Genomic DNA, 24246 nt, shown 5'->3' with positions numbered 1-24246 from the left:
TCCTAAATAAAGGAGGATTACAATGACAACAGAACCAATTATTCATTTTAAAAATGTCACAAAAATGTATGACGGGGAAACAAGCGTGTTAAACGATGTTTCTTTCGAAATGGAGCGTGGAAAGTTTTACACATTGCTTGGTCCGTCAGGCTGTGGAAAAACAACAATTCTTCGATTAATTGCCGGATTTATTGAACCAACTAACGGTACTATTCTATTTAATGGAAAAAAGATCAATGATGTTCCTGCTAATGAACGAAAAGTAAATACTGTATTTCAAGACTATGCCCTTTTTCCACATTTAAACGTTTTTGAAAATATTGCTTTTGGACTTCGTATTAAAAAAGTAAAGTCAGCTGAAATTGAACGTCGTGTGAAAGAAGCGTTAAAGTTTGTCAATCTCGAAGGATACGAAACAAGAGAGTTGGACGAAATGTCAGGTGGCCAACGTCAACGTGTTGCGATTGCACGCGCAATTGTCAATGACCCTGAAGTAATTTTACTAGACGAGCCACTTTCAGCACTCGATTTAAAGCTACGAACAGAAATGCAATATGAACTACGTGAATTGCAACAACGCCTCGGTAAAACATTTGTATTTGTAACCCATGACCAAGAGGAAGCACTTGCAATGTCCGATGAAATTTTCGTTATGAACAGTGGAGAAATCCAACAATCTGGGACACCTCTCGATATTTACGATGAACCCATTAACCGATTTGTTGCAGATTTCATTGGCGAGTCAAACATCGTACGCGGTAAAATGATAGAAGATTATGTTGTTGAATTTACTGGAAAAACATTTGAATGTGTCGATCAAGGCTTAAATCCAAATGAGAATGTCGATATCGTGATCCGCCCTGAAGACTTAGTATTGACGACAGTTCATAACGGAAAGCTTAACGTAACTGTGGATACCCAATTATTCAGAGGTGTTCATTATGAACTGTCTACCTATGATACAGATGGTAACGAATGGCTAGTCCATTCGACAAAAAAAGCTGAAGTCGGTTCAATTGTAGGTCTCGATTTCGATCCTGAGGACATTCATGTTATGCGCCTAAATGAAACTGAAGAAGACTTCGACGCTAGACTCGAGGCATACGGAGTACCCGCTGATGAATAATAAACCAGTTCGTACACTCTATATGATTCCTTATGCTGCCTGGATACTCTTATTTGTAATTGCACCTATTGCTCTCATTGTTTATTTTTCTTTTATGGATTTAACAGGCGCATTTACGCTTGAAAACTATGTAAACTTTTTCACATCTGTTTACTTCAAGTTGACGATTAGCTCTTTTTGGTATGCTTTTCTAATCACTTTCTTCTCTTTACTCTTTGCATACCCAACTGCATACTATTTAACTAAAACCAAACATAAACACCTTTGGCTATTACTTATAATAATACCGTCTTGGATTAATCTTCTGTTAAAGACGTATGCATTCATCGGGTTACTAGGTTTATATGGACCGGTTAATGCATTTTTAGAAGCAACAGGAATCGGCCAACAACAATTGTTATTTACAGATTTCAGCTTCGTCTTTGTTTCCGTCTATATTTTTATTCCATTTATGATTTTACCGATTTTTAATTCGCTTGATAAACTAAACCCTGCATTGGTGGATGCCGCACATGATCTTGGGGCAAATTCATGGACTACTTTCCTCCGTGTTATTTTGCCTTTAACAATGAACGGTGTCAAATCGGGCATTCAAGTGGTATTTATTCCTGCCCTGTCACTCTTTATGATTACTCGACTCATCGCCGGGAATAAAGTAATAACACTTGGAACAGCAATTGAACAGCAGTTTCTCGTCACACAAAACTGGGGAATGGGTTCAACGATAGCTGTGTTCCTCATCTTATTCATGTTCATCATCATGCTAATTACAAGTGGTAAGGAAAAGGGGGCGACAAGCAATGAAAAAATTAAGTAAGTTCCCTAAAATCTATTTAGCAGTCGTTTTCCTGATTCTTTATACACCGATTTTCTATTTAATTTTTTACTCATTCAATTCTGGTGGATCCATGTCCAATTTTGAATCCTTTACTCTTGAGCATTATGCAGCTGTTTTTGAAGATAAAAGACTTCTTGTTATATTAATCAATACGATTGTTATTGCCCTTTTATCAGCGCTTGTTTCAACTGCAATCGGAGTTTTAGGTGCACTAGCAATTGTGTTTATTCGCAACAAAAAGATGAGAAATGCTGTGCTGTCACTAAACAATATATTAATTGTCAGTCCGGACGTTATTATTGGTGCATCCTTTCTTATCTTGTTTTCAATAGTAGGAGTCAAGCTAGGTTTTGCATCCGTTCTAATTTCTCATATTGCTTTTAGTATTCCAATTGTCGTCATCATGGTTCTTCCTAAGTTGAAAGAGATGAGTCCTTCGCTGATTGACGCGGCCGTAGATCTTGGTGCATCGAAGCGTGACGTACTCACTCGAGTTATTATTCCATTCATCAAACCAGGAATTTTTGCAGGGTTTTTCCTTGCATTGACCTACTCTCTTGATGACTTTGCTGTCACTTTTTTCGTTACAGGAAATGGATTCTCCACGCTTTCTGTTGAGATTTACTCCATGGCTCGTACTGGTATTACACTAACGATCAATGCATTATCCGGGTTAATTTTCCTAATCACAATTATTCTTGTCTTCGGATATTATTTGGTTAGTCGAAAATCTAAAACCCCAATGGCGGGGGTGAGAAAATGAAGGGTATCTTACAAAGCACACTAGTTATTCTTATCGTTTCTTCTATACTTATCTTCATAAACTCAAAGCTGGATGAAGGTGGCGGTCGAAGTGGTAAAGGTACACTTAATGTGTATAACTGGGGTGAATATATTGATCCTGAACTGATTAAACAGTTTGAAGATGAAACAGGGATTAAAGTCATTTACGAAACATTCGATTCCAATGAAGGGATGATGGGCAAAGTTGAACAAGGAGGTACGTCCTATGATATATCGATGCCTTCCGAATATATGATCGAAATGATGGCTGAAAAGGATCTTTTATTGCCCATTGACCATAGTAAACTTCCCAACATTCAACATATTGATCCTTACTTTCTGGATTTAGCATTCGACCCAGGAAATACGTACTCTATCCCTTACTTCTGGGGAACATTAGGTATAGCTTTCAATCCTGAGTTACTCGACGGTCAAACGTTTGAAAGCTGGGATGATTTATGGAACCCTTCTCTAAAGCAAAAAGTGGTTCTCGTCGATAGCGCACGCGAAACAATCGGAATGGGCTTGAACTCACTAGGATATTCACTTAATTCAACGAACAAAAAAGAATTACGTGAAGCAACGGATAAGTTAAAAACACTGAGCCCGAATGTGAAAGCAGTTATTGGGGATGAAGTAACACAACTGATGGTAAACGGAGAGGCATCTATTGCACTTACGTGGTCTGGTCAAGCAGCGGATATGATGTTTGAAAACGAAAACATCGACTATACGGTGCCTGAAGAAGGATCGAACTTATGGTTCGATAATATGGTTATCCCTCGAACTACGACGAATATTGAAGGTGCTCATGCGTTTATTAACTTTATGTTGGATCCTGAAGTAGCTGCTCAAAACGCTGATTATGTAGGCTATTCGACGCCGAATATTTCGGCAATCGATTTAATGGATCCTGAAGTTACAGAAGACGAGCGCTTCTATCCCGATGAAGAAACACGGGAGCATTTAGAAGTGTATAGAAACCTCGGCTTACAAATTCTTGGTGATTATAATGAATTATTTTTAGAGTTCAAAATGGATATGAAATGATTGCATGCTCTCGCTGAATAGTGAGAGCTTTTTTTATTCCAGAAGAAGTAGTGAGGAGATGTATTTTAACTGTTTTTATGGTAAAATAATTTAGATACTCGAAGTAATATCAGAAAGCTGGGATGTGTATGGCAAGTTCGTCAAATAAATTCGCATTATCTGTACTAATGTTTAATATGTTTATTACTATGGCAGGAATCGGCCTTATCATTCCAATAATGCCGGAATTCTTGGACACCTTTGGCGCAGCGGGTCCAACTCTCGGGTTTTTAATAGCTATGTTTTCCTTCTCTCAATTTATCTTTTCCCCCATCGCAGGTGATCTTTCAGATAAGCACGGAAGAAAAAATTTAATTATTTTCGGATTAATTATTTATGGTCTTTCACAAATAGCATTTGGACTTTCTACAGAACTATGGATGCTATATATTGCAAGATTTTTCTCTGGCCTTGGTGCTGCATTTTTAGTCCCTCCAATGATGGCATTTGTTGCAGATATTACTACGGTAAAAGAACGCGGCAAAGGAATGGGCTTACTAGGTGCTTCTATGTCCCTTGGTTTTATGATTGGACCTGCAATTGGCGGTTTTCTATCAAAAATTAGTCTTGAGTTTCCTTTCTATGTTGCAACAGCTGCGGCACTTGTAGCAGCGATTATCTCCTACTTCGCCTTACCGAATACAGTTCCTCGAACTGAATCGCAGCCTGTAATGGAAAGAAAACGAGAAAACCTTTTTCAACAACTTAAACGTTCAACTGCAACTACATATTTCATTATGTTGATCGTCATGTTTGTTTTTTCATTCGGACTGGCGAATTTCCAGGCAATTATTTCTATTTATGTTGATAAAAAATATTTTTATACACCTGCTCAAATCGCAACGCTTATTACAGTGGGTGGCTTTGTCGGTGTAATTGCCCAAACCTTTATTATCGATCCTTTATTTAAACGTTTTGGAGAGATGCGAGTTATCCTAGTGAATCTAGTAATCGCAGCGATTGCAATGATTGGAATTTTAGCCGTCGATTCATTCTGGTCGATATTGTTCGTTGCAACCATATTTTTCACGGCAACTTCACTACTTCGCCCTGCCGTGAATACGCTTGTTTCAAAACTTGCTGGAAATGAGCAAGGTTTTGCCGCTGGAATGATGACTGCGTATATGAGTCTCGGTAATATGATTGGTCCGGCACTCGCTGGTATTTTATTTGGTATTGATATGTCCTATCCATTTATTATCGGAACGGTTATATTATTTATCTGTTTTGCCATTGCACTGTATTGGTCTAAACGAAGTAGTGATTTATTGAACAGTATTAAATCCTAAAACAAAATCCCCATTTCAGGTTGTACAATAAATGACGTTGGTGAAAGAAAATCCCCATTCCTTTTAAAGGAGATGAGGAGGATCTTCACTAACGTCATTTTTTATAAATATATTGGATAAAGTAATCCTGCTACTCGCTGATTTCCGTTCCGAGCGGACGCTTTCCGCGGGCACGGAAAACAACGGGATACATGGAGGACTATATGAAAAGGACTATCCTAAAAAATCAGCTTTACTGACTTCTTTGATAGCCCTATAATAACTAAATTATGGTTGGCTATTATTCCTCGTCAACGTCATTTTACAAAAATCCCCATTTCAACATTTTCACATGTTGAAATGGGGATTTTTAAATAGTATAGCCTCTTATCTTTTTTTCTTCGATCTTAAAAGCTCAGCAATATTATTTTCAGCAACAGACTCTTTTTCAAGTAACGGTTCACGTACTTTTTTCAATCCAAACCCTTTTAACATTCCAAATCTGCGTAATGTAATGTCTATAAAAAACAAAATCATAGCTAGAACAACTAGCAAACTGACGATTGATTTTTTCTCTTCACTTTTGTATGAATGGCTCCGAAATACTTCTTCAGGTTCACTTAAAAATTGCCCACCCGTTTCCTCAGCAATTTTCTCCATAAGCCGCACATTTGGTGCTGAAGGTTTATATTCATCGCTATATGGAACTGAAATTCCCGCTTCGAATAATCCACCTTTATCATCTGACACCCCGAAAAATACTAAACCAGGGTTCGCATCGACGGTTACTCGCACCTTACCTGGTGCAAGCGGTTCACTTGTATACGCAACTTCGTTTCCTTTTTCATCAACAATCGCAACATCTAAAAATGCGGCACTACCTGAACTGTCAGTTATCGTATAAGTGCCACCTCGATCGTGTGTGATTAAGTAAGGAACGTCTTTATAAGAAGGTAACATTCTTGCCACAGCATTGTTCCAAAAGTCGGTATACCCTTCCCAAGCCGCAAAATCACCGCCCCATTTTCCTGAGGAGTCCGATGTGTATGCAATCGTTCTTCCAAGACCATACATCCATTCGGCAATAACTGGATCTTCTTCAGGACTTTCACCAACAATTGTGGCCGTACTCTTAGGAGTTGTCGCGATATACGCATTCATTTCCGGGACACCATTCTTAAAGAGAGCATTCCATTCCGGAACGTTCCTGAGCGTTAAGTAGAAAGGTTCATCGACAATATACGTTCTTGTAATCATTGCTGTTTCACGCGATAAAATAGCAGGAACTGTAGATTCATCGATGACATCATAAAATCGTCCACCCCCTTCTTCCGCTAACTTTTCGAGTAAGCCGCGATCTGAGTCTGAACCGATTGCTACTGTCGACATCGTAATGTTCTTGCTCTTTCCATCAGAAATAATATCTTCATACTCAGCCGGCATCGGTGATTGACCATCCGTAAGCAGAATGATATGTTTACGTTGTAATTTTAACTCACCAAGATTTTCGTATGCTTTTTTCATTGCTGGAAAGATATCCGTCCCGCCTCCTGCTGGAACAGACATAATTTTCTCAATTGCAGAGTTCTTGTCTTCTAATTTTTCTAAAGGAATGACATCCCATACCTTATCGTCAAAAGCAATAAATCCAAATGAATCCTCATCACGTAATAATTCAACTGAACGAGCCGACGCTTCCCTTGCAAGTACAATCTTTTGCCCCGACATACTGCCTGAACGGTCCATTACAATCATTAAACCAAGGGAAGGTAATTGCTCTTTTCCTTTCAATTCCATTTCAACTGGCAAAAGTTTCTCAATCGGCGTCTTAAAATAGCCGCCCAATCCAAAACTCTCATCCCCGCCTACCATCATAAACCCAGTACCGAAGCTTTTGACAGATTGCTCAATCATCGCCATTTTTTCTTCTCCAACAAGATGACCAGGTACGTTATCAAACAAAATCGCATGGTACCCCATATAGCCCGATAATGTTTCGGGTAATTGCTTTGCATCAACTACGTCAACTTGAATGGCTTCTTGATCAAGTAATGTCGGTATGACTGATGGGTTCCGTTCAGTTTCAACAATAAGTACACGGGGTGAGCTTTCCATCATTGTTACGGAAAGCATTTGATTGTTTTCTAAAAACCCATCATTAGGAACAACGAGCTTAGCTTCATATTTTAAAAGGCCTTCACCTGAAGCATCCGTACGAAATGTGAATGAATTGTTTCCAGGTTCTAGCGAAACGGGTTCTTTACTAATTACACTATCATTGCGGTAGATGATTAACTCCCCTGCCGTACGCGAAGAAGATTCAACCTCTACATTGAGTACTTGCTTTTCCCCGATATATGCAGTTCTCGGGGTTTCAAAAAGAGTGATTGATGCATCTGTTACTATTGGGGATTCAAGCAAAACGGTGTCAATCTGAACTGGGCTCCCCTTAAACTTGGGTAGAAGTTCCTCAATCGACCCTGTTGTCTCCAACCCATCAGAAAGTAAAACAATTCGAGTAGCAACATTTTTTTTCGCTACTGAAGAGGCCAAGTCAACAGCCTTTGTGATATCTGTCCCATCTTCGCCCTGTACTTTCTCTACTGCAGAAACAGTAACCTCAGCTTCTGTCAGTAACGTATCCGTTCGAAATGTATGTGCGAACGAATAAAGACCTACGGATTGATTGGATTTTCGCGCTGCTAAACCCTCTGCAATCCAACGATCCGCATCTCCCCCACTCTTTTCAATCGAAGCCGAACGATCGACTATAAAAAGAATCTGTTCCTCCTCCACACGGAGTGAGCTATACGGTGCAGTGAGTGCAAATATGAGTAACCCGATAGCTAATAAGCGAAGGACGAACAGAGTCGTTCCTTTAGCCTTCAGACGCATACCAGACGATTTCCAAGTGTAAACTATATATAAACTAACCGGGATGAGCAAAAGAAGCCATAAAGGGTGTTCAATTCGGATATCCACGTCTTCTTTGCACCTCCCATTCAATTAGAAGGAGTAAAAGAATTGGAAGGATCAATAAAGATCCAACCATCTTTTTACCCAATTCTATACCATCTGCTCGGTCAACTTGATTCACTCGGAATGAAGCGCCCTCCTTTAATTCCTTTTCAATATCCTCAAGACCGACCATAAATAATTTCTCAGCACCGTTTTCACGAGCTTTGTAAATTCCAGGCATTGCTGGTGCTTTGAAACTGGCACCTTGGAGGATAGTCGTTACGAATTCATCCTTTGCTGTATAGATTTCCATTTCACTTCCGATAACCGCTCTTCTTTCATTTGGAGCAAAGTTCCCTAGTGAATTCGCTTCAGAATGAATCATTTCAACCGCACTCCATATGAATAAAGGAAAAGATGGATGGAGTGGCCAATCTGTCATTTCAATGTCAGAAAGAATCGCTATATCCCCGCTAACCGACTTTTGAATGAACGGTTCATCTCCAACAGTTGCAATCGTTGTAAATCCTTCAATTGGAGGATATAGCTCACTTACGTAAATACCTCCAATGTCCGAAACTGTAAAAAGAGCGTCTTTGAAACTTTTTGCCACTCCACTGATTGGTTTAGAAGATTCATCGTTTCTACCTATTAACACAACGGGATTCAATCCTTCACTCAGTAGCGAAACGTCATTAGTAACAACAATCGCGCCCTTATCCCGATTCGTCAACGACCCTGTTGAAACTGGTAATCCAATTGCCTCAAAAGCCGTCTTTACCAACTGATGTAAATTCCCGTCTACAAGAACATCTGAATACTCATTTCCTAGAAGAAAATAAGCTGTATTGTCAGCTTTATAACCATCATCGACTTTAATCTCCGCTTGGATTGCACGAGTCAGTGGTAAATCCTTAAATGACAGGAGGTGATCTTGCTTAGGTTCTACTTCAAACTTTTCTTCTGCAATCAATTTATCGGTAAGCGCATCTTTAATTAAAAGAACACCTTCATTTAATTTGTCATCATGGTTTACGATTTTAACGATAGACTCCATTGTATCTGTACGTTGAATTGCACCAAACTTATCGATGGATACATTAGATACTGCTCCTTCACTTCCATGGACTGACCAAACAAGTGAACCATCCCCATCAGGCAGTGATGTCCTATCTAAGAAATCCGTAAAAATTTGAATCTCAGTACCATTTCCGGTAGCAATCGACTTTGCAAATTCAATCGCTCGAGATATGTGCTCATGATCATATGTAGCGCCTAAATTATCAATCGCAGACTTTACTACATCGTTATTCTTTTCTTCCCGGATAATCGTTTCTGGTTCTTTGCCAGTAGTCACGATCGTAATCTGCTGACTATCACTTGATGAAACCAACTTTTTCATCGACTCTTTATGTGCTTCAAATAAAGAGATGCCGTCTTTTTCCACAAGCATCGAAGCGGACGTATCGACGACGAATATCGTTTGCTTACTCGCAATCTCTTTTTTCGTAATAAAGGGCGCTAGCAATACAATTAAAAATAAGAGAAGCGCAGCCATTTGCAAATAAAACAAAGCATTTCGTTGTAACTCCTTCAAATAAGGAGAGACTTTTGTTTCCTTCATCGATTGCTCCCAAAACAACGTTGAGGAGATTGATCGTGTTTCATATTTTTTACGGAAAAAATAATAAAGAAGAACGGCTATCGGAAACAGCGCTGTCCATGCAAATGCTAAGTTATTGAACCCCATTCAACCGTCCCCCTTTTACCTAACCCAACCAATATGTCTCATCCTTTTAGCAACCGTTTCCATTACTCCTTCAGACACCTCTGCACGAAGGAGTTGGATGCCATATTTTCTAGCAAGAGAAACCATTTGCGCTTCATGAACCGTTTTTAATTTCAAATAATCTGAACGGGAACGACTCGTCATCGTCACTTCGACGCCTTGCTCACTTTCAACATCAACAAATCGAATATCCCCTTCATAATCTGGGGATTCTTCTTCCTTGGAGTGTACAGTAACAATTCGAACATCCGCACAGATTCCAGGAAGCCTTCTAAATAACTGCTCCCACTTCTTTGTTTCTTCAAGTCCGTCTGTAAGTATAAAAAGAACCGTAACTGCTTTTGGAATATGTTTTAGTACTTGGTCCGCAAAGCTCGACACTTCTTGTGGTTCTTCGATTGAAGAAATAATTTTCGTTAGTGAGGAACGATGTGCGGCTCCTTTTTTTCGAAATAAAATGTTTCTCTCTTCTGTCCATGTAGAAAAAGAAACCGTATCCCCGCTTTTTAACCCGATATGGCCTAGTGCAATGGATAGCTGCCGAGCAAAATCCCATTTACCTTCGATTCCCATAGACTTTGTAGGGTCGAGTACAATATGAATGCGCATCTCTTGTTCATCCAAATACTGTTTGATGAAAGGCTTTTCTGTTCGAGCGTAAACATTCCAGTCAATGTGGCGAAGATCATCGCCGGGATGATACTCTCTGTAATCTGAGAAATCTAAAGAAGCACCTGTTTTTCGAGAACGATGCGTCCCTTTATGATGACCAAGACGACCAGATTTGGATACAATCGACAAGGCACCTAGTCGTTTTGTGAGTCGGTCAGGAAACAATCCAGCACCTGGCTTATTCATCAGGCAGGTGCTCCTTGTTGAACATCTACGAGCAACTTATCGATAAGCACATCGACGTCAATACCTTCCGCTTCTCCTTCATAATTAATAAGAATGCGATGTCGAAGTGCGGGCTTTGCCACCGTTTTAATATCGGCTATGGAAACGTGGTAGCGACCTGACAGAAGTGCACGAGCCTTAGCTAACTTAATAATAGATTGAAGTCCTCTTGGCCCGCTTCCATACTGAACATAATTTCCCCAATCGGTCGTTAAATCAGTTTGGTTTTGGGTTGCAGAGACTAAATCTACTGCATAATCAATCATTTCTTCGGCGATGATCACCGCTTTTACCATTTCTTGCGCACGTACAATTTCAGATGTTCCCATCACTTTATTAATTTGGATATCACGTGTACCTGTCGTTCGCATCATAATCTCTTTCAACTCGGACTTCTTTGGGTAAGGCAATAGGATTTTACATAGAAATCGGTCCATTTGCGCTTCAGGAAGTGGGTATGTTCCTTCCATTTCAATCGGGTTTTGTGTAGCTAGAACGAAGAATGGCTTTGCCATTTTCCGTGTCTCCCCTAAAACTGTAACTGTTTTCTCGCCCATCGCTTCAAGTAATGCACTTTGCGTCTTTGGAGTCGCACGGTTAATTTCATCCGCCAAAACCATTTGACTAAATATTGGGCCTTCCTTAAATGCAAATCTCTGGAGACCTTCCTCATTCCGTTCTAAAATACTTGTTCCAGTTATATCCGCCGGCATTAAATCCGGTGTAAACTGAATACGCGAAAACGAAAGATCTAGCACCTCTGAAATTGTTCGGATAAGCATCGTCTTACCTAATCCAGGAAGCCCTTCTAGTAAGGCATGACCGTCAGCGAGTATCGAGTATAATGAAAATTCGATGGCCTCTTCCTGCCCAACAATAAATTTTTCAATTTCACTAGTGACAGTTCTTAACTTTTCACTCATTTCTTTAAACTGCTCTGGTGTAAAAGTCATTTAAACACTCCCATTCCATCTCATTCGATTGAAGAAAAGTAATCCGAAAGAATACGCTGTAAATCCGGTGGTAACTTCATTTTATCTGTACTTTTTAAATAAGATTCTTTATAGTTTCCGATCACTTCGGAATATGGACGCACAGTTCCTCTTTCTGCTTTTCCTGAAGTCGTTTCATGTTCTTCACTTATTTCTCCTTCACCAAGGCTACCCCCATCAACTGTAGGGCCCGTATTGTCACCTATTCGGTTATTCGGGATTGAAAGCAAGTCTCTACCTCCAGAACCTTGACCAATCCCCGGCCCTTGACCCTGTCCTTGCCCTTGCCCCTGCCCCTGCCCCTGCCCTTGCCCTTGCCCTTGCCCTTGCCCTTGCCCTTGCCCTTGCCCTTGCACTTGCCCTTGCCCTTCGCCCTGTCCTTCGCCTTGCCCTTCGCCCTGTCCTTCGCCTTGCCCTTCGCCTTGACCTTCGCCTTGGCCTTGTCCTTCGCCTTCTCCCTGTCCTTCGCCTTCTCCCTGTCCTTCGCCTTCCCCTTCAGTCGGGTTAGCAGTCTCGTTTTGTCCGTTTGTGGGATTGCCACTTGGTTCCTTGCCATCATTTTTTCCTTCTCCAGCTGTATTGCCTGCGCTGGCAAGTGATGGTAGTTTAGGTGCTTTTCCTATTTTGTTGAGAGCCGTCTGATTCTTTCCGATACTTTGTGCAAGCTTATCTGCAAGTTCACCAAGTTCTTTTAACTCACTTTCCTCTTCAGATGAAAGTGCATCACTTGAAAGTCCCGACTTTTCAGCAAGCGCTTTTTTATCCTCCAAACGCTGCTCTTTCAATCGAATTTCTTTCTGTTTTTTTACAAGTTCTCTTAAAACCTCTTCAGATGTGGACAACTCTTCTAGTTGTAACTCAAGCTCTTTCATAATCTTTTCAACGTCTGGAATTTCTTGCTTCTGAACTAATTCTTTCACGTCCTCTTTCATCTCTTCGATAATTTCATTTTCCTTCTGAATTGTCCCTGCCTCTATTTGAGGCTGAGAAGGAAAGTAAATTAGTAACAACAGGACGACAGAAAACGCACCAAATCCACCTAGCATTTTTGGATGTAGATAATTCTTCGTTCTTTTTTTAAAGTTTGAGTAGGCATCACCCACATTTTTTTCAGCAGAACGAACGATTGCCTGCTCAAGTGGAGATTCCTTTCCTTCAACAAATACAGCCGTTAATAATAGATTATCAGGCATATATTCATCCAGTTTTCGAACCGCATCGACTTCTCGCATTCTGTTCATGTAAATAAAAAGGAATGTCAGTACGATTACTGAAATTCCTATCGTAAACGCATACCAACCGTAATTTAGCAGTATGAAAAAACGAGAGAATAGCAGAATTAGGACTGCACCGAATGAGGCAGCACATAAACCTGTTTGCAGTGAATAAATAGCTTTCTCTAACCGAAGTCTATGAAGTGACTTACGAATATACGTTGACAAAGGTATACTTTTCCTCATTCGATTCCCTCCTTATTACTTCGATCGTTTCATATTGACTCGTAAATTTTTCACCGATATGAATATTGATAAAACAGTAATTAAACTATAGATAATTAAATAACTTGCCCATATTGGAAACTTAATAAGCGTACTTTCAGCAATCGCTTCTCCAACCGCTGGTGTTAAAATCGAAGCCATCAGAATTCCAGGGTTGATTGAGGCTAGGAAGTATCCTAAGTAAGAAGTCTTCGCTCCTCCCATTAGTCCAAAAGAAAACAATTCTGTAGCGATAATAAACAGAAAGCCCGTTACAATACATAAGAAAAGCATTGTACCGTAAGTTGCAATCATAGATACAATCGTTCTTCTTATAAGCGTCGAGAACATAATTCCAATACTACCTATTGTAAAAAGCGTTACAAACAAGTATAAAAATACACGTCCAAAATCCGTTGGAGAGATTCCACCAAACAAGAAAACTAAACTATATATAGGTAAGGCTGCAACGATTAATAATAATAAAAATGCAATCGAAGACAGTAACTTACCAGATATTATTTGAAATGAACTTTGAGACGTTGTCAGTAAAATGGATAATGTCTGTTTTTCACGTTCTGTACTAATCCCACCAGCTGTAAGACCAGGAGTAATAAATAGAACTAATCCTAGTTGAATAAATGATAAGACTGTGAATAAAATAAAACTTTCATCTGGTGTGAAATAGGAAGTTCCATTTATATTTTTCGTCAAGTAAATAAAACCAAACACAAAAATACACATGGCAATTAAGTAAAACAAAACACCTATAAAACTTTTCGACGATCTAAATCTCAATTTCAATTCCTTCGAGAATACAGGATTATCAAAATTCATTTTCATGTCAATTGACTCCTTTCGTAATTTCCATAAACACGTCTTCGAGATTCGTGACATGTTCTGAAAAGGAAAGAATTGAGAAGTCTTTCAAAACCGCCCGTTTTAATAAATCAGCTTGTTGTTCTTCTGTTCCTTTAAATGTAAATGTCATTTTATTTTCAGTGTCTTGAACATCAATATTTGAAATAAATGCTTCTTCTTCAAAAAATCTCATTACAGCTTCAGCATTCCCTTGGAAACGAACTGAAATTACTGATTCACCTTGCAACTTAGCTTGAATTTCTTTCACTGAACCATGAGCAACAAGCCGACCTTTATCAATCACACCTATTTCATCACACATCTCTGCCAGTTCGGGAAGTATATGAGATGAAATTAAAATTGTTTTCCCCATTTTCTTCAACGTCTTAAGAATGTCCCTCATTTCAACACGTGCACGTGGATCTAGTCCAGAAGCAGGTTCATCAAGAATAAGAACTTTCGGATCATGGATGAGACTACGCGCAAGACAAAGTCGTTGTTTCATACCTCTTGAGAGCAAATCGACGTATTCATATCTTTTATCCGTTAAATTAACAAGTTCAAGAAGCTGAGGAATAAGCTTTAAACGTTCTTTTTCAGGGATCCCGTAACTAGCCCCGTAAAAATCCAAATATTCTTCTGCTTTTAGTTGATCGTAAACTCCAAAAAAGTCAGGCATATAGCCAATCATCTTTCGAATCTCGGTCGGATTTTCCCGAACACTAACACCGTTAATAAGCACTTCGCCTGCCGTTGGTTGCAGTAAAGTTGCGAGTATCAAAAAGGTGGTAGATTTACCCGCACCATTCGCTCCTACAAAACCAAAAACCGTGCCTTCTTCTAACGATAGCGTGAGGTCATCTAGTGCTTTAAATTGACCATATTTTTTTGTTAGTCCCTTAATTTCAATCATTGCACGGCCTCCCCTTTTAACCGAAGTTCGGGAACAGTTGTATACGTTCCTTCCCTCGAACCGATAAATTCAAGTCGAACGGACAATGTACCTTCTGGTGAAATATATTGGTTGACACCCTCAATTATTTTTACAGTTCCAGCATCTTGTTTTTCATAAAGTCCAGTTTGCACATTTAACAAACTAATCGAGTAGAATTCTCTTTGTATATTCTTCAATTCGAGTTCTGACCAGTTCATTTCCATTATTGCTAGCTCTGCAGGAAGTTCAAATGTTTGAATATATTTAGACTCATGAAAGATATATTCATTAAATTGGAAGTCCATAACTTCCGCTTCCATATTCGACTCCTCAGAAACGATTGACATAGCAAACATTTCTGTCTCAAGTGTCAACGGACCATTCAATGAGATATTCACATCTATTGGTTGAACAATCATCGTTAAGGCGGACATTTTTGGATTAACCTTTTCTAATTCAACTGGAATTACTTGCGTATCTGTGTAACCGATAATGGTAGGTTTTCGAACATCTTGCATCGTTTGGCTAGAAAAATTAATCATACCTTCTTTTCTCATTACCTCTAGATCGTCTGTTTGCTGAGGATTCATCGACTGATGATTCATCTGACTGATTGGCAATAAAGTGGGAGATGCTATTTTCTCGTCAATTTGTACTGTTTCCCCCGGACTTATATTTCCGATTGGGATTAAATCTGCTCCTGACCAAATTGAGATATCCGAAAGTGAGAATGGATAATCATTTGTTATGGAACCCACTAGTTTTTTATTTTCTACAGTGAGGTCTACATTCAATGCCCCCAGATTATCTAGTGTCAGTTCTCCGTATAAGCTCGCTACATTCCAGTAACCAATATCGCGCAAATGAATTTTGGAATTGACTACATCATTTTCAATAATCGCCTTTTTATAGTTTGCAGTCGTATTGTTACCGAAGAAATTTTCACCCAATGAGGTCGTAAACTTCGTTCCTATAGGTGCGTTGAAAGTAAAATCACCGGATTTATTAGATAATATAGATTCTGCAAAATAGGCCTTCATTTTTCCGCCGTCTTCCACATGAAGAACAGCCGATTGCTGAACTTGCGCTTGCCCAATTCGATCTTTCGCTCCGTATCCAAAAATAGCCAGCGATGTGACCAAAGCAATACTTGGAATAATCCACCATGTGTGTTCACGTTTGTCTTTCTTTTTCAATATAAAATATAAGACAGGGATAATTAGAATAATATACAAAATAATAATACCGAACATTAATGGTGCGGATACTTTAAATGATGAGAACAATTCATTTGACTGCCCTATTGTGTAAGATATAGTTTCTAGACTTCCTTGATTTTGATAGTACCCTGGCTGGAAGGACTTTCTACCTTCACTCAGTAACTTTTCCCAAAGGCCAGGCATACTTGAAGACTTTGCTATCGGTTCGTCTCCTAATGAAAATGCAGTTTGGTAGACAAAACCTTTTCCAACTTTTCGAAATGCAATAATTGCATTCCCTTCATCTTCTAGAACGATGTTCGCATCGCCCTGACGTTCTGTTTGATAAGCCGGAACCGAATCTTCAAATCCCTCTGCTTGCAGCCATTCACTAAAAGTAAGTGGATTTATTTCCGAAGTTTCCTTTAATTTTAGTGATAAGTACTCTCCAAATATGCCTGCTTCAGCTTCTACGTTATCTGATGCACCCATAACGAGTGTCCCACCTGATTCAACCCAACTAAGAAGAGCTTGCTGGACTGAATCATCCAAATCAGCAAGCGGATATTCATCCACAATGATGTGGTCAACCGCTTCCCATCCAACAGGATCGATGGGAAGTTTCGCACTATCCATTTTTGAAGCGTCAATTACTTGCGTTGTCTCCGCTCCCTTAAGATTTAAGTTTTTAATGGCGACCAATCGATCCGAATTCTTTGTGAAGGTGGCTATAAATGCAGCATCCATTTGAAATGAAGATGAAGTAAGTAAGCCTGAACCTTTATATTCCAACTCTTTTCCTTTTTTCCATCCACCTTCAAATAAATGGATTCGCTTGTTCATACCCGACCCAAACATATACCCATCTTCCGTATTCGGGAGTATGTAGTTAATTGACTTTGTTTCACCGGTACCGATATCAAATTGAATCGCGTGTCCTGAACCAAGACTATAAGATTGTTGTATATCAATTACAATATCACCACTAAAATCAGGTCCATTATTTTCGACTGTTATTGTTACCGGTGCACCCTTACCGTATTTTGTTTTCCCATCAAGCCCCGTAGATACGTCTACTTTTATATCCGTAGCCCCTAGCACAGGAATTCCTGGTAGGATCAATATTAGCAGCAAACAGAGTGACAGCCACGCTGAAATCTTCCTTCTCATCACATCTTCCCCCAATGAATGACATTAAATTCTTAATTATTAGTACGATTGAGTTCGCTTAAAGTTCCTTTTGCTTTGAAATATTCAGAATTTCTTAATCTTTCAGCGTGAATTTGAAGTACTTCGGCAAAGGCTTGCACTTGTTTTAATTCAAATGAAGATTCGTAACCAATTAGCCATGTGTCTCTTGTTAATTCGAATTCTTCCTCACTATTCAGTAATGGGATTTTATTGACTTTTTCGTCTCCAGTCAATGTAATCGCTGGTAGAATCGCATATCCAATACCGTTTAGTGCCAACTGCCTGCAAGTTTCAATTTGATCGACAGTAATTTCGCGGGCTGCTTTGCGCGTGAAATGGTTGTTCCACCAACGTTGAATTTCCATATGATAGTTCGAATCACTTTTAAACTGAACAAATGGGCGATTTGTATCCTGCAATTCTTCTATTGATGTTATTTCACGATCTACAAGATACAGGCGATCTCGAAACAAATGTGTTTTATGACCTTTCCAGTCTGTTTTTCCACGAACAATTCCCACATGTGCTTCGCGATCATAAAGTGCTTGCACAATTTCCGAACTCCATCCTGTCATCAATGAAATTTCAGCATCCGGATAGAGTTCAACGTACTCTTTCAAAACTTGTGGCAACCACATTTGACCGACTATCGATGCACATGCAATTTTTAACGTCCCATGCACTTTATTAATCATCGAAGATATTGTTTCAAAAACCACTTCTCTTTGAAGTATCGCCTCTTTAGCATAAGCAATGACTTGTTCTCCAGCCGGAGTTGGTTCTAATCCCTTCTGTGATCGAATAAATAGCAATGTCTCCCATTCTTTTTCAATCGATTGTAACCTTTGTGAAAGGGCTGGCTGCGATAAAAATAAACGTTCTGCCGCTTTCCGCATATTTCCTTCTTCAGCAAGTGCTTTTATAATTTCAAGTTCAGTCATCGACATTTGCTAACTCCTTCCCGCGTGGAATACGTAATATGAGAAGCAAACTAACTACAGCAAAAATGCCGCCTCCGATAAAAACCCACTGCAATGAACTGTCTAGTGCATTTTGTAAAAGGAATACTTGATCTTTAGGTAATGCCTGTCTACTTTCTTCTGTTAAAAGTTGGTTGATTTCATCTAACTCAAAATCAATTCGCTTTTCCTGAAAATGCATTAGTAAGGTGCCGTTCAAAATTGCACCAAAAAACGCAGCACCCAGAGTACTTCCAAAATTCCGCATGAACATATTTGCGGCTGTGGCTGCTCCTCGATTCTTCCTCGGTACAGCACCTTGAATTGTTACGATAAATGAAGTACTCGTTAAGCCCATTCCAATTCCTATGAAGAAGCTAGACATAGCCGCCCACCAGGGACCTGAACTTGGGCTCATTAAAATAAATAATGTAGTTCCTAAAACTAAGGATATCCCCCCGGCAAAAGATACTAAAAATGTCCCGTGGCGAATAAGTAAATGCCCCGCAAGAGATGATGCAAGTGGCCAACCTATTGACATGGCAGTCAATGTAAAACCAGCAATGATAGCTGGTTGTTCCATAACTCCTGTAACAAATGTAGGTAGATATGTTGAGATGCCAATCATAATAACGCCCGTTGTCAGCGACACTAAATTCGCATAAAGTATAACCGGATTTCTCCATATTGAAAAAGGCATCATTGGTTCGATTGCTGTACGCTCAACTAAAACGAATAAAGCTAAAGAAATAAGTCCTGAAATTAATAAAATCATACTAGATACTGATAATCTGTTAAACGAATTTCCACCTTCTACCAACCAATATAAAATGAGGGACAAGGACGTTGCAAGCAAAATAGCCCCTTTATAATCGATGTTTGCTTTCCCTTCCCTAGCCGGTTCATGAAAATACTTAGCAATTCCAATCATCGCAATAATTCCAAGGGGAACATTTACCCAAAAGACATATTCCCAACTAATATAATGGACGATAATCCCACCAATTACCGGGCCCATAACGGCCGAAATTCCCCAAACACTTGACAAATAGCCTTGAATTTTAGCTCTTTCTTCGGTGGAATATATATCTCCAATAATTGTTGTTGCGATTGGCATAACTGCCCCCGCACCAAGACCTTGAATAAGCCTAAATCCAATCAGCATCTCCATAGATGTTGCGAAACCACAAAGTACAGAACCGATTAAGAAGATGGTTAACCCAACGAAAAAAACGGGCTTCCTTCCAAATAAGTCAGCTAGTTTCCCATAAATTAAAACGGTCACTGTACTCATTAACAAATAAGAGGAAAATATCCAACTATACCTTGAAAAACCACCTAATTCGGATGCGATTACTGGCATAGCTGTTGTTACAATCGTCGCCTCGACAGCCCCCACAAACATTGCTAGCATAACTGAAGCGAGGACCAATGGCCGGTTTGTTTTTTTGATATGAATATCCATTCGTTGATCCTTTCTTTCAACAAAAAAGACCCCATCTACGGAGTCTCTTTTGTAGTCCGTTATTCCACGGAATATATATATTTTTTTAACTGCTTTAAAAGTACTCTTCTTGTTAATATACCCGCAAATGTTCCATCCTCATTCGTCACACAGAGAAATGGATGGTTAACTAGTAAATCAAACCCTTTTTGAAACCGATCTGTCATTCGGATTATCGGAAGATCCGTATCCATAATTTCATCGACCTTCAAATCTGGCAATCTTTCGTATTCAATATGAGATAATCCTAAAATCGAATCCGTTATCATTCGAATACCTAATAACCCTTGAAGTCGATCCTTTGAATCCAGTACTGGTATTGAGGAATACCCAGTTTTCGTTAGAACAAGCAGTGCATGTTCCGCATTGTTACCAACCTGGACGTGTGCAACCTTTTCAGCTGAAATGACGTAGTCGGAGATTGGCTCAAAAAGAAATTCTTTATTATTTACCGAAATCATGTAAATCGGCTCCTTCTATCGCTCTACTTTTCTTACTTTTTTCTTCTCATCTATCATACCATTATTCGGCACCCAATGAAAATTCTTAACATGAAAAAACCGATTGTTCGAGTGTTGAACAATCGGTTGAATAAAACTATATTCCTATTGGAACTATGTACATTCCTGTTTCTTTATCTGTTTTCATTACGACATTTACCCCATAAATTTCTTTGATTGATTGTGCCGTAAGCACATCCTCTGGTATGCCCTTTACAATAATCTCTCCGTTTTTCATCGCAATCACTTGGTCACTATAACGAATCGCCTGATTAATGTCGTGTAAGACCATCACAATGGATATGCCATGCGTTTTATTTAAAGTCTTAATTAATTCCAATAATTCATATTGGTAATAGATATCGAGAAATGTAGTTGGTTCATCTAAAAATAAATAGGGTGTTTTTTGTGCCAAAGCCATCGCAATCCACACACGCTGCATCTGTCCGCCAGACAATTCATCAATCGGTACGTTTCTCATATCGGAAAGGTTTGTGCAATCAAGTGCCCAAGCAATCGCTTCTTCATCTTCATCAGTTGTCGATGCAAACATATTTTTATAGGGAATCCGTCCATAACTCACGAGTTTTTCAACGGTCACGTCTGGCGGGGCATTATTTTGTTGGTGAACAACGGCTAATTTTTTTGCCAATTCTTTTGGTTTGAATGCAGATAATTCTTTTCCAATCAAATATACTTGTCCGCTTTGCGGTTGGTAATTATTTGACATCACGCCAAGAAGTGTTGATTTGCCACAACCATTGGGACCAATAATCGTTGTAATTTTCCCAACATCAATGGCACTATTGATTGCATGTAACGTATTCACTTTTTTATCATAGGAAAAAGTAATGTTATTAATTTCCATAAATACGCCCACTCCTTCTCAATAAGAATATAAGGAAAGGTCCTCCGATAACGGCCATGATAATCGATGCTGGTATTTCATTGGGGGCTATTATTGTTCGACCTAATGTATCTGCGGTTACAATTAGAAGGGCTCCAGCAAGTGCTGAAAATGGAATTAGCGCTTTGTGATCTGAACCAACTAATGACCGACCAATATGTGGAATAAGCAGACCGACAAATGCAAAAAGACCTGCAACCGCCGTTGCAACTGATGCAAGTAGTACGGCCACGAGTGAAATAACAAACCGCGCAAGATTAACGTTGACCCCTAGATTTTTAGCTGTTCGATCTTCAAGTGCCAGGTAATTACACCACGAGTAGACGACGAAAGCCAAAATAAGCCCGATTGTGCCGTATAACACAATGACATCTACGTCAGTCCATTTTTTCATTGTCAGTGTAGACGTTGTTATTTGACTGATTGATTGTGTCATTGCATTTCCACTAAATCCAAGTCCCTGACTTAACCCAGTAAACAAGGCATTGATCGCAATTCCGATTAGAATCATTCGAAGTGGGTCAAGTCCTGACTTCCATGAAAGAGAGTAGACGAGTAAAAAAGCAAATGCACCGCCTATAAATGCAAAAAGTGGTACAAAAAAATAGAGGGTTGGAAAAAAGGCTAATACGAGGATTGACATAAATCCAGCGCCCGCTGATACGCCAATAATACCCGGATCCGCCAACGGATTACGCATCACAGCTTGTAAAAGAACACCCGCAACCGAAAGGGCCGCTCCTGCGAATAAAGCGATAATAATTCGTGGTAGTCGTAAATCTTTAATAATCGAAACTTCATCGTTAGTTCCCGTTAACAATCCTTGGATTAATTCCACCGGTGTCACCTTAATCGTCCCTGTTATCGCAGATTGAATGGTAACGAGTATAAGTAAAATAATGACGCCGGCAAAACTAAGTGTTCTTTTATTCATATGAAACATCCCTTTACCTTCCTTCATTCCGGATAGAACATTTTTTGCAATTCATCCAATGCCCTGGCTGCCGCCAGATTGGCCGTCGTTCCGAAAAGTAGTTCATCCAAATCATAGACCCGATTGTTTTTGACGGCTTCAAAATGTTTCCATACGTCATTCGTTTTGAACTCTTCATCAAACATTTTAATGACTTCCTCTGGCATGCCATGGGCAGCTCTTAAAATGATGTCTGGTTTTGCCTGCTGGAGGGATTCTGTATTTGAAGATAAAAATTCAACGGTTTCACCTGTGATAACGTTTTTTCCGCCACTTCGTTTAACGAGATCACCGATGTAAGAATGTTCCGTTGCAACGAGGTAGCTTCCCGGAATTCCAAGTAATATGAGTACGGAAGGCTGAGCTCTTCCTTCTGCATTCTTGTTGATTTCGAAAACTTTTTCTTCGAACCGATTAATGATTGCCTCTGCTTGCTCTGATCGATTGTATTTTTCACCTAATGCCAAAATTTCACTATGCATTGCATCGATACTTTCTAAATTGACATAGGTCATGTCAATTTTTCTCTCTTCAAATAGGGATTCTAAATCATATTTCAGTGTTGTCACCGATAAGATTTCCGTCGGTTTCAAAGATAACAGCATTTCCATATCGGGGCTCATTGGATTTCCGACTTCTCTTGCGCCTTCATAACGTTTGGGTAGATCTTTATAGCTAGAAGGAATGCCGACTAGGTCGATTTCAAGCGCGTCCATTACTTCTGTGAGTGCGACTGTCGTAGCAATGATTCGATTCCCATCCGGATCACTTGGTATAGCAGTAGACGAAGCCCCACCTTGTGATGAACAACCTGCCAACGCGAGCAGTCCTATGAGCATCCACATTGTTTTAATTGTTTTTCGCATAGTTCATTCACAACTCCTTAATGCATATGTAAAAGTGCTCGGTTTCTATACTCATTTAGCAAAAAACTCCCGTTGAATTAAGTTAGAACTTCCGAGGATAGCACAGTTTTTGAACATTGCCTAAAGCTCCATTCAAAATTCGAACGAAACTACGTCAAACTGTACTAGATCAAGACCCTAACTATTTTACTGTTAAATTTGAGATTTTTTCTTTCTAATGTAAACGAATGCAACGCCTAGTAAGATGGCAACAATGATCACCAAGAATAGTGTTTTGCTAATGTTTGACTTACTTTCAGATTTCAACTCATCCATTACTTCTTCGTCTGCTGTTTCTACAAGCTCTTCTGGTTCTTCGGCATTGTTAACTTCCAGCTCGTCGGATTCGCTAGCTTCAGCTTCATCACTATCTGTATCAAAAGCTTCTTCATCCTCCGGTTGCACAGTTACATCGACTGACTCTATAGATTCTTCGTTTACGTTTTTTTGATTGTTCGATTTATCCGTAGCTTTCTCGTTTGTTTCTACCTTTTCTGCAATCTCTTTCATCACAATCTCTTCCTTCTTCTCGACTGGTTTTTCAGTTGGCTTTTGAGAAGGTTTTGTTTCCACTTTATTTGGAGTAGATGGTGCAGGTGCTGGAGGCGCTGGATTTACTGGCTTTTCAGGAATGGATGCCAATGGGATATTCGAACTATTAAATTTGAAGCGAATATCGTATTTATTATCATAATTAAACCCTGGAATCCCCGTCACGATGATATGAATTTTGGCATTGACCAATTGTTCAACATCTTGAATAGGAAACTTTACTACGCGCTTATCACCATTCTCACTCAATACTTGCACATCACTAGAGTTCACTTTAAAATACTGCCACCAAGAACTATTATTTAACGTCATTACAACATGTGTATTTCCGTTTTGTATAATTACTTTAGCGGGACTCACGACATATTCCGCCGTTGCTGATTGTTCATTACTATTTCCCTTTAAAACGGTAAAAGGAATTGTGTACTCACCGTCTGCAAACTTGGAATTCGCAGATGCTTGTTGTGGTGATACAATCGAAAATAGTGTCATCACAAAAAATAATATACCTAATGATGTAATGGCTTTCTTTCTCAAAGTACT

The 24246-nt window shown here is 39.4% G+C and carries 20 protein-coding genes; 5 read left to right on the top strand and 15 right to left on the bottom strand.

Annotated elements, in window-relative coordinates; all coding sequences use genetic code 11:
* Positions 1 to 22 precede the first annotated feature (22 nt).
* From ACXYMX_RS01435 to ACXYMX_RS01415, 5 genes are all read left to right on the top strand, one after another.
* Positions 23 to 1126 (top strand): ABC transporter ATP-binding protein, encoded by a 1104-nt coding sequence (locus tag ACXYMX_RS01435; protein ID WP_459042429.1) that lies wholly within the window; start codon positions 23 to 25, stop codon positions 1124 to 1126.
* Complete coding sequence (locus tag ACXYMX_RS01430) at positions 1119 to 1943, top strand: ABC transporter permease (RefSeq protein ID WP_459042428.1); 825 nt, start codon at positions 1119 to 1121, stop codon at positions 1941 to 1943. The genes ACXYMX_RS01435 and ACXYMX_RS01430 overlap by 8 nt, the downstream gene beginning before the upstream one ends.
* Positions 1927 to 2727: an ABC transporter permease gene (locus tag ACXYMX_RS01425; protein ID WP_459042427.1), complete on the top strand. Its 801-nt coding sequence runs from the start codon at positions 1927 to 1929 to the stop codon at positions 2725 to 2727. Before ACXYMX_RS01430 ends, ACXYMX_RS01425 begins: the two co-directional genes overlap by 17 nt.
* Entirely contained in the window at positions 2724 to 3797 is a 1074-nt protein-coding gene (locus ACXYMX_RS01420) for an ABC transporter substrate-binding protein (protein ID WP_459042426.1), read from the top strand. The genes ACXYMX_RS01425 and ACXYMX_RS01420 overlap by 4 nt, the downstream gene beginning before the upstream one ends.
* 128 nt (positions 3798 to 3925) lie before the next feature.
* Positions 3926 to 5125 (top strand): MFS transporter, encoded by a 1200-nt coding sequence (locus tag ACXYMX_RS01415; protein WP_459042425.1) that lies wholly within the window; start codon positions 3926 to 3928, stop codon positions 5123 to 5125.
* Between the two features lie 366 nt (positions 5126 to 5491).
* On the opposite strand, the gene ACXYMX_RS01410 is transcribed toward ACXYMX_RS01415, so the two are convergent.
* The 15 genes from ACXYMX_RS01410 to ACXYMX_RS01340 all read right to left on the bottom strand — a co-directional run bounded on the left by ACXYMX_RS01410 (position 5492) and on the right by ACXYMX_RS01340 (position 24240).
* The gene (locus tag ACXYMX_RS01410) at positions 5492 to 8086 is read right to left on the bottom strand and encodes a VWA domain-containing protein (RefSeq protein ID WP_459042424.1); all 2595 of its coding nucleotides are present in this window, start codon (positions 8084 to 8086) and stop codon (positions 5492 to 5494) included.
* Positions 8070 to 9812, bottom strand: coding sequence for a vWA domain-containing protein (locus ACXYMX_RS01405; protein ID WP_459042423.1), 1743 nt, complete (start codon positions 9810 to 9812; stop codon positions 8070 to 8072). The genes ACXYMX_RS01410 and ACXYMX_RS01405 overlap by 17 nt, the downstream gene beginning before the upstream one ends.
* Positions 9813 to 9827: 15 nt before the next feature.
* Positions 9828 to 10709, bottom strand: a complete 882-nt coding sequence (locus ACXYMX_RS01400; protein ID WP_459042422.1) for a DUF58 domain-containing protein — start codon at positions 10707 to 10709, stop codon at positions 9828 to 9830.
* Positions 10709 to 11701 carry an AAA family ATPase gene (locus ACXYMX_RS01395; protein WP_459042421.1) on the bottom strand — a complete coding sequence of 331 codons (993 nt, stop codon included), beginning with the start codon at positions 11699 to 11701 and terminating at the stop codon, positions 10709 to 10711. The genes ACXYMX_RS01400 and ACXYMX_RS01395 overlap by 1 nt, the downstream gene beginning before the upstream one ends.
* Positions 11702 to 11721: 20 nt before the next feature.
* Entirely contained in the window at positions 11722 to 13200 is a 1479-nt protein-coding gene (locus ACXYMX_RS01390) for a hypothetical protein (RefSeq protein WP_459042420.1), read from the bottom strand.
* 15 nt (positions 13201 to 13215) lie between these two features.
* The gene (locus tag ACXYMX_RS01385) at positions 13216 to 14061 is read right to left on the bottom strand and encodes an ABC transporter permease (RefSeq protein ID WP_459042419.1); all 846 of its coding nucleotides are present in this window, start codon (positions 14059 to 14061) and stop codon (positions 13216 to 13218) included.
* A 1-nt stretch (position 14062) separates the two neighbouring features.
* The gene (locus tag ACXYMX_RS01380; protein WP_459042418.1) at positions 14063 to 14992 is read right to left on the bottom strand and encodes an ABC transporter ATP-binding protein; all 930 of its coding nucleotides are present in this window, start codon (positions 14990 to 14992) and stop codon (positions 14063 to 14065) included.
* Positions 14989 to 17382: a hypothetical protein gene (locus ACXYMX_RS01375; protein WP_459042417.1), complete on the bottom strand. Its 2394-nt coding sequence runs from the start codon at positions 17380 to 17382 to the stop codon at positions 14989 to 14991. The genes ACXYMX_RS01380 and ACXYMX_RS01375 overlap by 4 nt, the downstream gene beginning before the upstream one ends.
* Before the next feature lie 32 nt (positions 17383 to 17414).
* A complete protein-coding gene (locus ACXYMX_RS01370; protein ID WP_459042416.1) occupies positions 17415 to 18350 on the bottom strand; it encodes a LysR family transcriptional regulator in 936 nt (311 codons plus the stop codon).
* A complete protein-coding gene (locus ACXYMX_RS01365; protein ID WP_459042415.1) occupies positions 18337 to 19827 on the bottom strand; it encodes an MDR family MFS transporter in 1491 nt (496 codons plus the stop codon). The genes ACXYMX_RS01370 and ACXYMX_RS01365 overlap by 14 nt, the downstream gene beginning before the upstream one ends.
* A 59-nt stretch (positions 19828 to 19886) precedes the next feature.
* Positions 19887 to 20327: a cyclic-di-AMP-binding protein CbpB gene (gene cbpB / locus ACXYMX_RS01360; RefSeq protein WP_459042414.1), complete on the bottom strand. Its 441-nt coding sequence runs from the start codon at positions 20325 to 20327 to the stop codon at positions 19887 to 19889.
* A gap of 136 nt (positions 20328 to 20463) precedes the next feature.
* Positions 20464 to 21234, bottom strand: a complete 771-nt coding sequence (locus tag ACXYMX_RS01355) for an ABC transporter ATP-binding protein (RefSeq protein ID WP_459042413.1) — start codon at positions 21232 to 21234, stop codon at positions 20464 to 20466.
* Positions 21224 to 22207, bottom strand: a complete 984-nt coding sequence (locus tag ACXYMX_RS01350; protein WP_459042412.1) for a FecCD family ABC transporter permease — start codon at positions 22205 to 22207, stop codon at positions 21224 to 21226. Before ACXYMX_RS01350 ends, ACXYMX_RS01355 begins: the two co-directional genes overlap by 11 nt.
* A 23-nt stretch (positions 22208 to 22230) precedes the next feature.
* Positions 22231 to 23112 (bottom strand): heme ABC transporter substrate-binding protein IsdE, encoded by an 882-nt coding sequence (isdE, locus tag ACXYMX_RS01345; RefSeq protein ID WP_459042411.1) that lies wholly within the window; start codon positions 23110 to 23112, stop codon positions 22231 to 22233.
* 192 nt (positions 23113 to 23304) lie between these two features.
* The gene (locus ACXYMX_RS01340) at positions 23305 to 24240 is read right to left on the bottom strand and encodes an NEAT domain-containing protein (protein WP_459042410.1); all 936 of its coding nucleotides are present in this window, start codon (positions 24238 to 24240) and stop codon (positions 23305 to 23307) included.
* Between the last annotated feature and the right edge of the window lie 6 nt (positions 24241 to 24246).

This window comes from Sporosarcina sp. CAU 1771 (assembly GCF_054482775.1).
This window is presented reverse-complemented; position numbering and strand designations above follow the sequence as displayed.

Bases quoted from the DNA above. Each gene is read 5' to 3' on its own strand.
- ACXYMX_RS01430 (WP_459042428.1), top strand. From the start codon at position 1,119: ATGAATAATAAACCAGTTCGTACACTCTATATGATTCCTTATGCTGCC.
- ACXYMX_RS01420 (WP_459042426.1), top strand. From the start codon at position 2,724: ATGAAGGGTATCTTACAAAGCACACTAGTTATTCTTATCGTTTCTTCT.
- cbpB (WP_459042414.1), bottom strand. From the start codon at position 20,327: ATGATTTCGGTAAATAATAAAGAATTTCTTTTTGAGCCAATCTCCGAC.
- ACXYMX_RS01435 (WP_459042429.1), top strand. From the start codon at position 23: ATGACAACAGAACCAATTATTCATTTTAAAAATGTCACAAAAATGTAT.
- ACXYMX_RS01370 (WP_459042416.1), bottom strand. From the start codon at position 18,350: ATGTCGATGACTGAACTTGAAATTATAAAAGCACTTGCTGAAGAAGGA.
- ACXYMX_RS01350 (WP_459042412.1), bottom strand. From the start codon at position 22,207: ATGAATAAAAGAACACTTAGTTTTGCCGGCGTCATTATTTTACTTATA.
- ACXYMX_RS01390 (WP_459042420.1), bottom strand. From the start codon at position 13,200: ATGAGGAAAAGTATACCTTTGTCAACGTATATTCGTAAGTCACTTCAT.
- ACXYMX_RS01425 (WP_459042427.1), top strand. From the start codon at position 1,927: ATGAAAAAATTAAGTAAGTTCCCTAAAATCTATTTAGCAGTCGTTTTC.
- ACXYMX_RS01400 (WP_459042422.1), bottom strand. From the start codon at position 10,709: ATGAATAAGCCAGGTGCTGGATTGTTTCCTGACCGACTCACAAAACGA.
- isdE (WP_459042411.1), bottom strand. From the start codon at position 23,112: ATGCGAAAAACAATTAAAACAATGTGGATGCTCATAGGACTGCTCGCG.
- ACXYMX_RS01380 (WP_459042418.1), bottom strand. From the start codon at position 14,992: ATGATTGAAATTAAGGGACTAACAAAAAAATATGGTCAATTTAAAGCA.
- ACXYMX_RS01405 (WP_459042423.1), bottom strand. From the start codon at position 9,812: ATGGGGTTCAATAACTTAGCATTTGCATGGACAGCGCTGTTTCCGATA.
- ACXYMX_RS01365 (WP_459042415.1), bottom strand. From the start codon at position 19,827: ATGGATATTCATATCAAAAAAACAAACCGGCCATTGGTCCTCGCTTCA.
- ACXYMX_RS01395 (WP_459042421.1), bottom strand. From the start codon at position 11,701: ATGACTTTTACACCAGAGCAGTTTAAAGAAATGAGTGAAAAGTTAAGA.
- ACXYMX_RS01375 (WP_459042417.1), bottom strand. From the start codon at position 17,382: ATGAGAAGGAAGATTTCAGCGTGGCTGTCACTCTGTTTGCTGCTAATA.
- ACXYMX_RS01355 (WP_459042413.1), bottom strand. From the start codon at position 21,234: ATGGAAATTAATAACATTACTTTTTCCTATGATAAAAAAGTGAATACG.
- ACXYMX_RS01415 (WP_459042425.1), top strand. From the start codon at position 3,926: ATGGCAAGTTCGTCAAATAAATTCGCATTATCTGTACTAATGTTTAAT.
- ACXYMX_RS01385 (WP_459042419.1), bottom strand. From the start codon at position 14,061: ATGAAAATGAATTTTGATAATCCTGTATTCTCGAAGGAATTGAAATTG.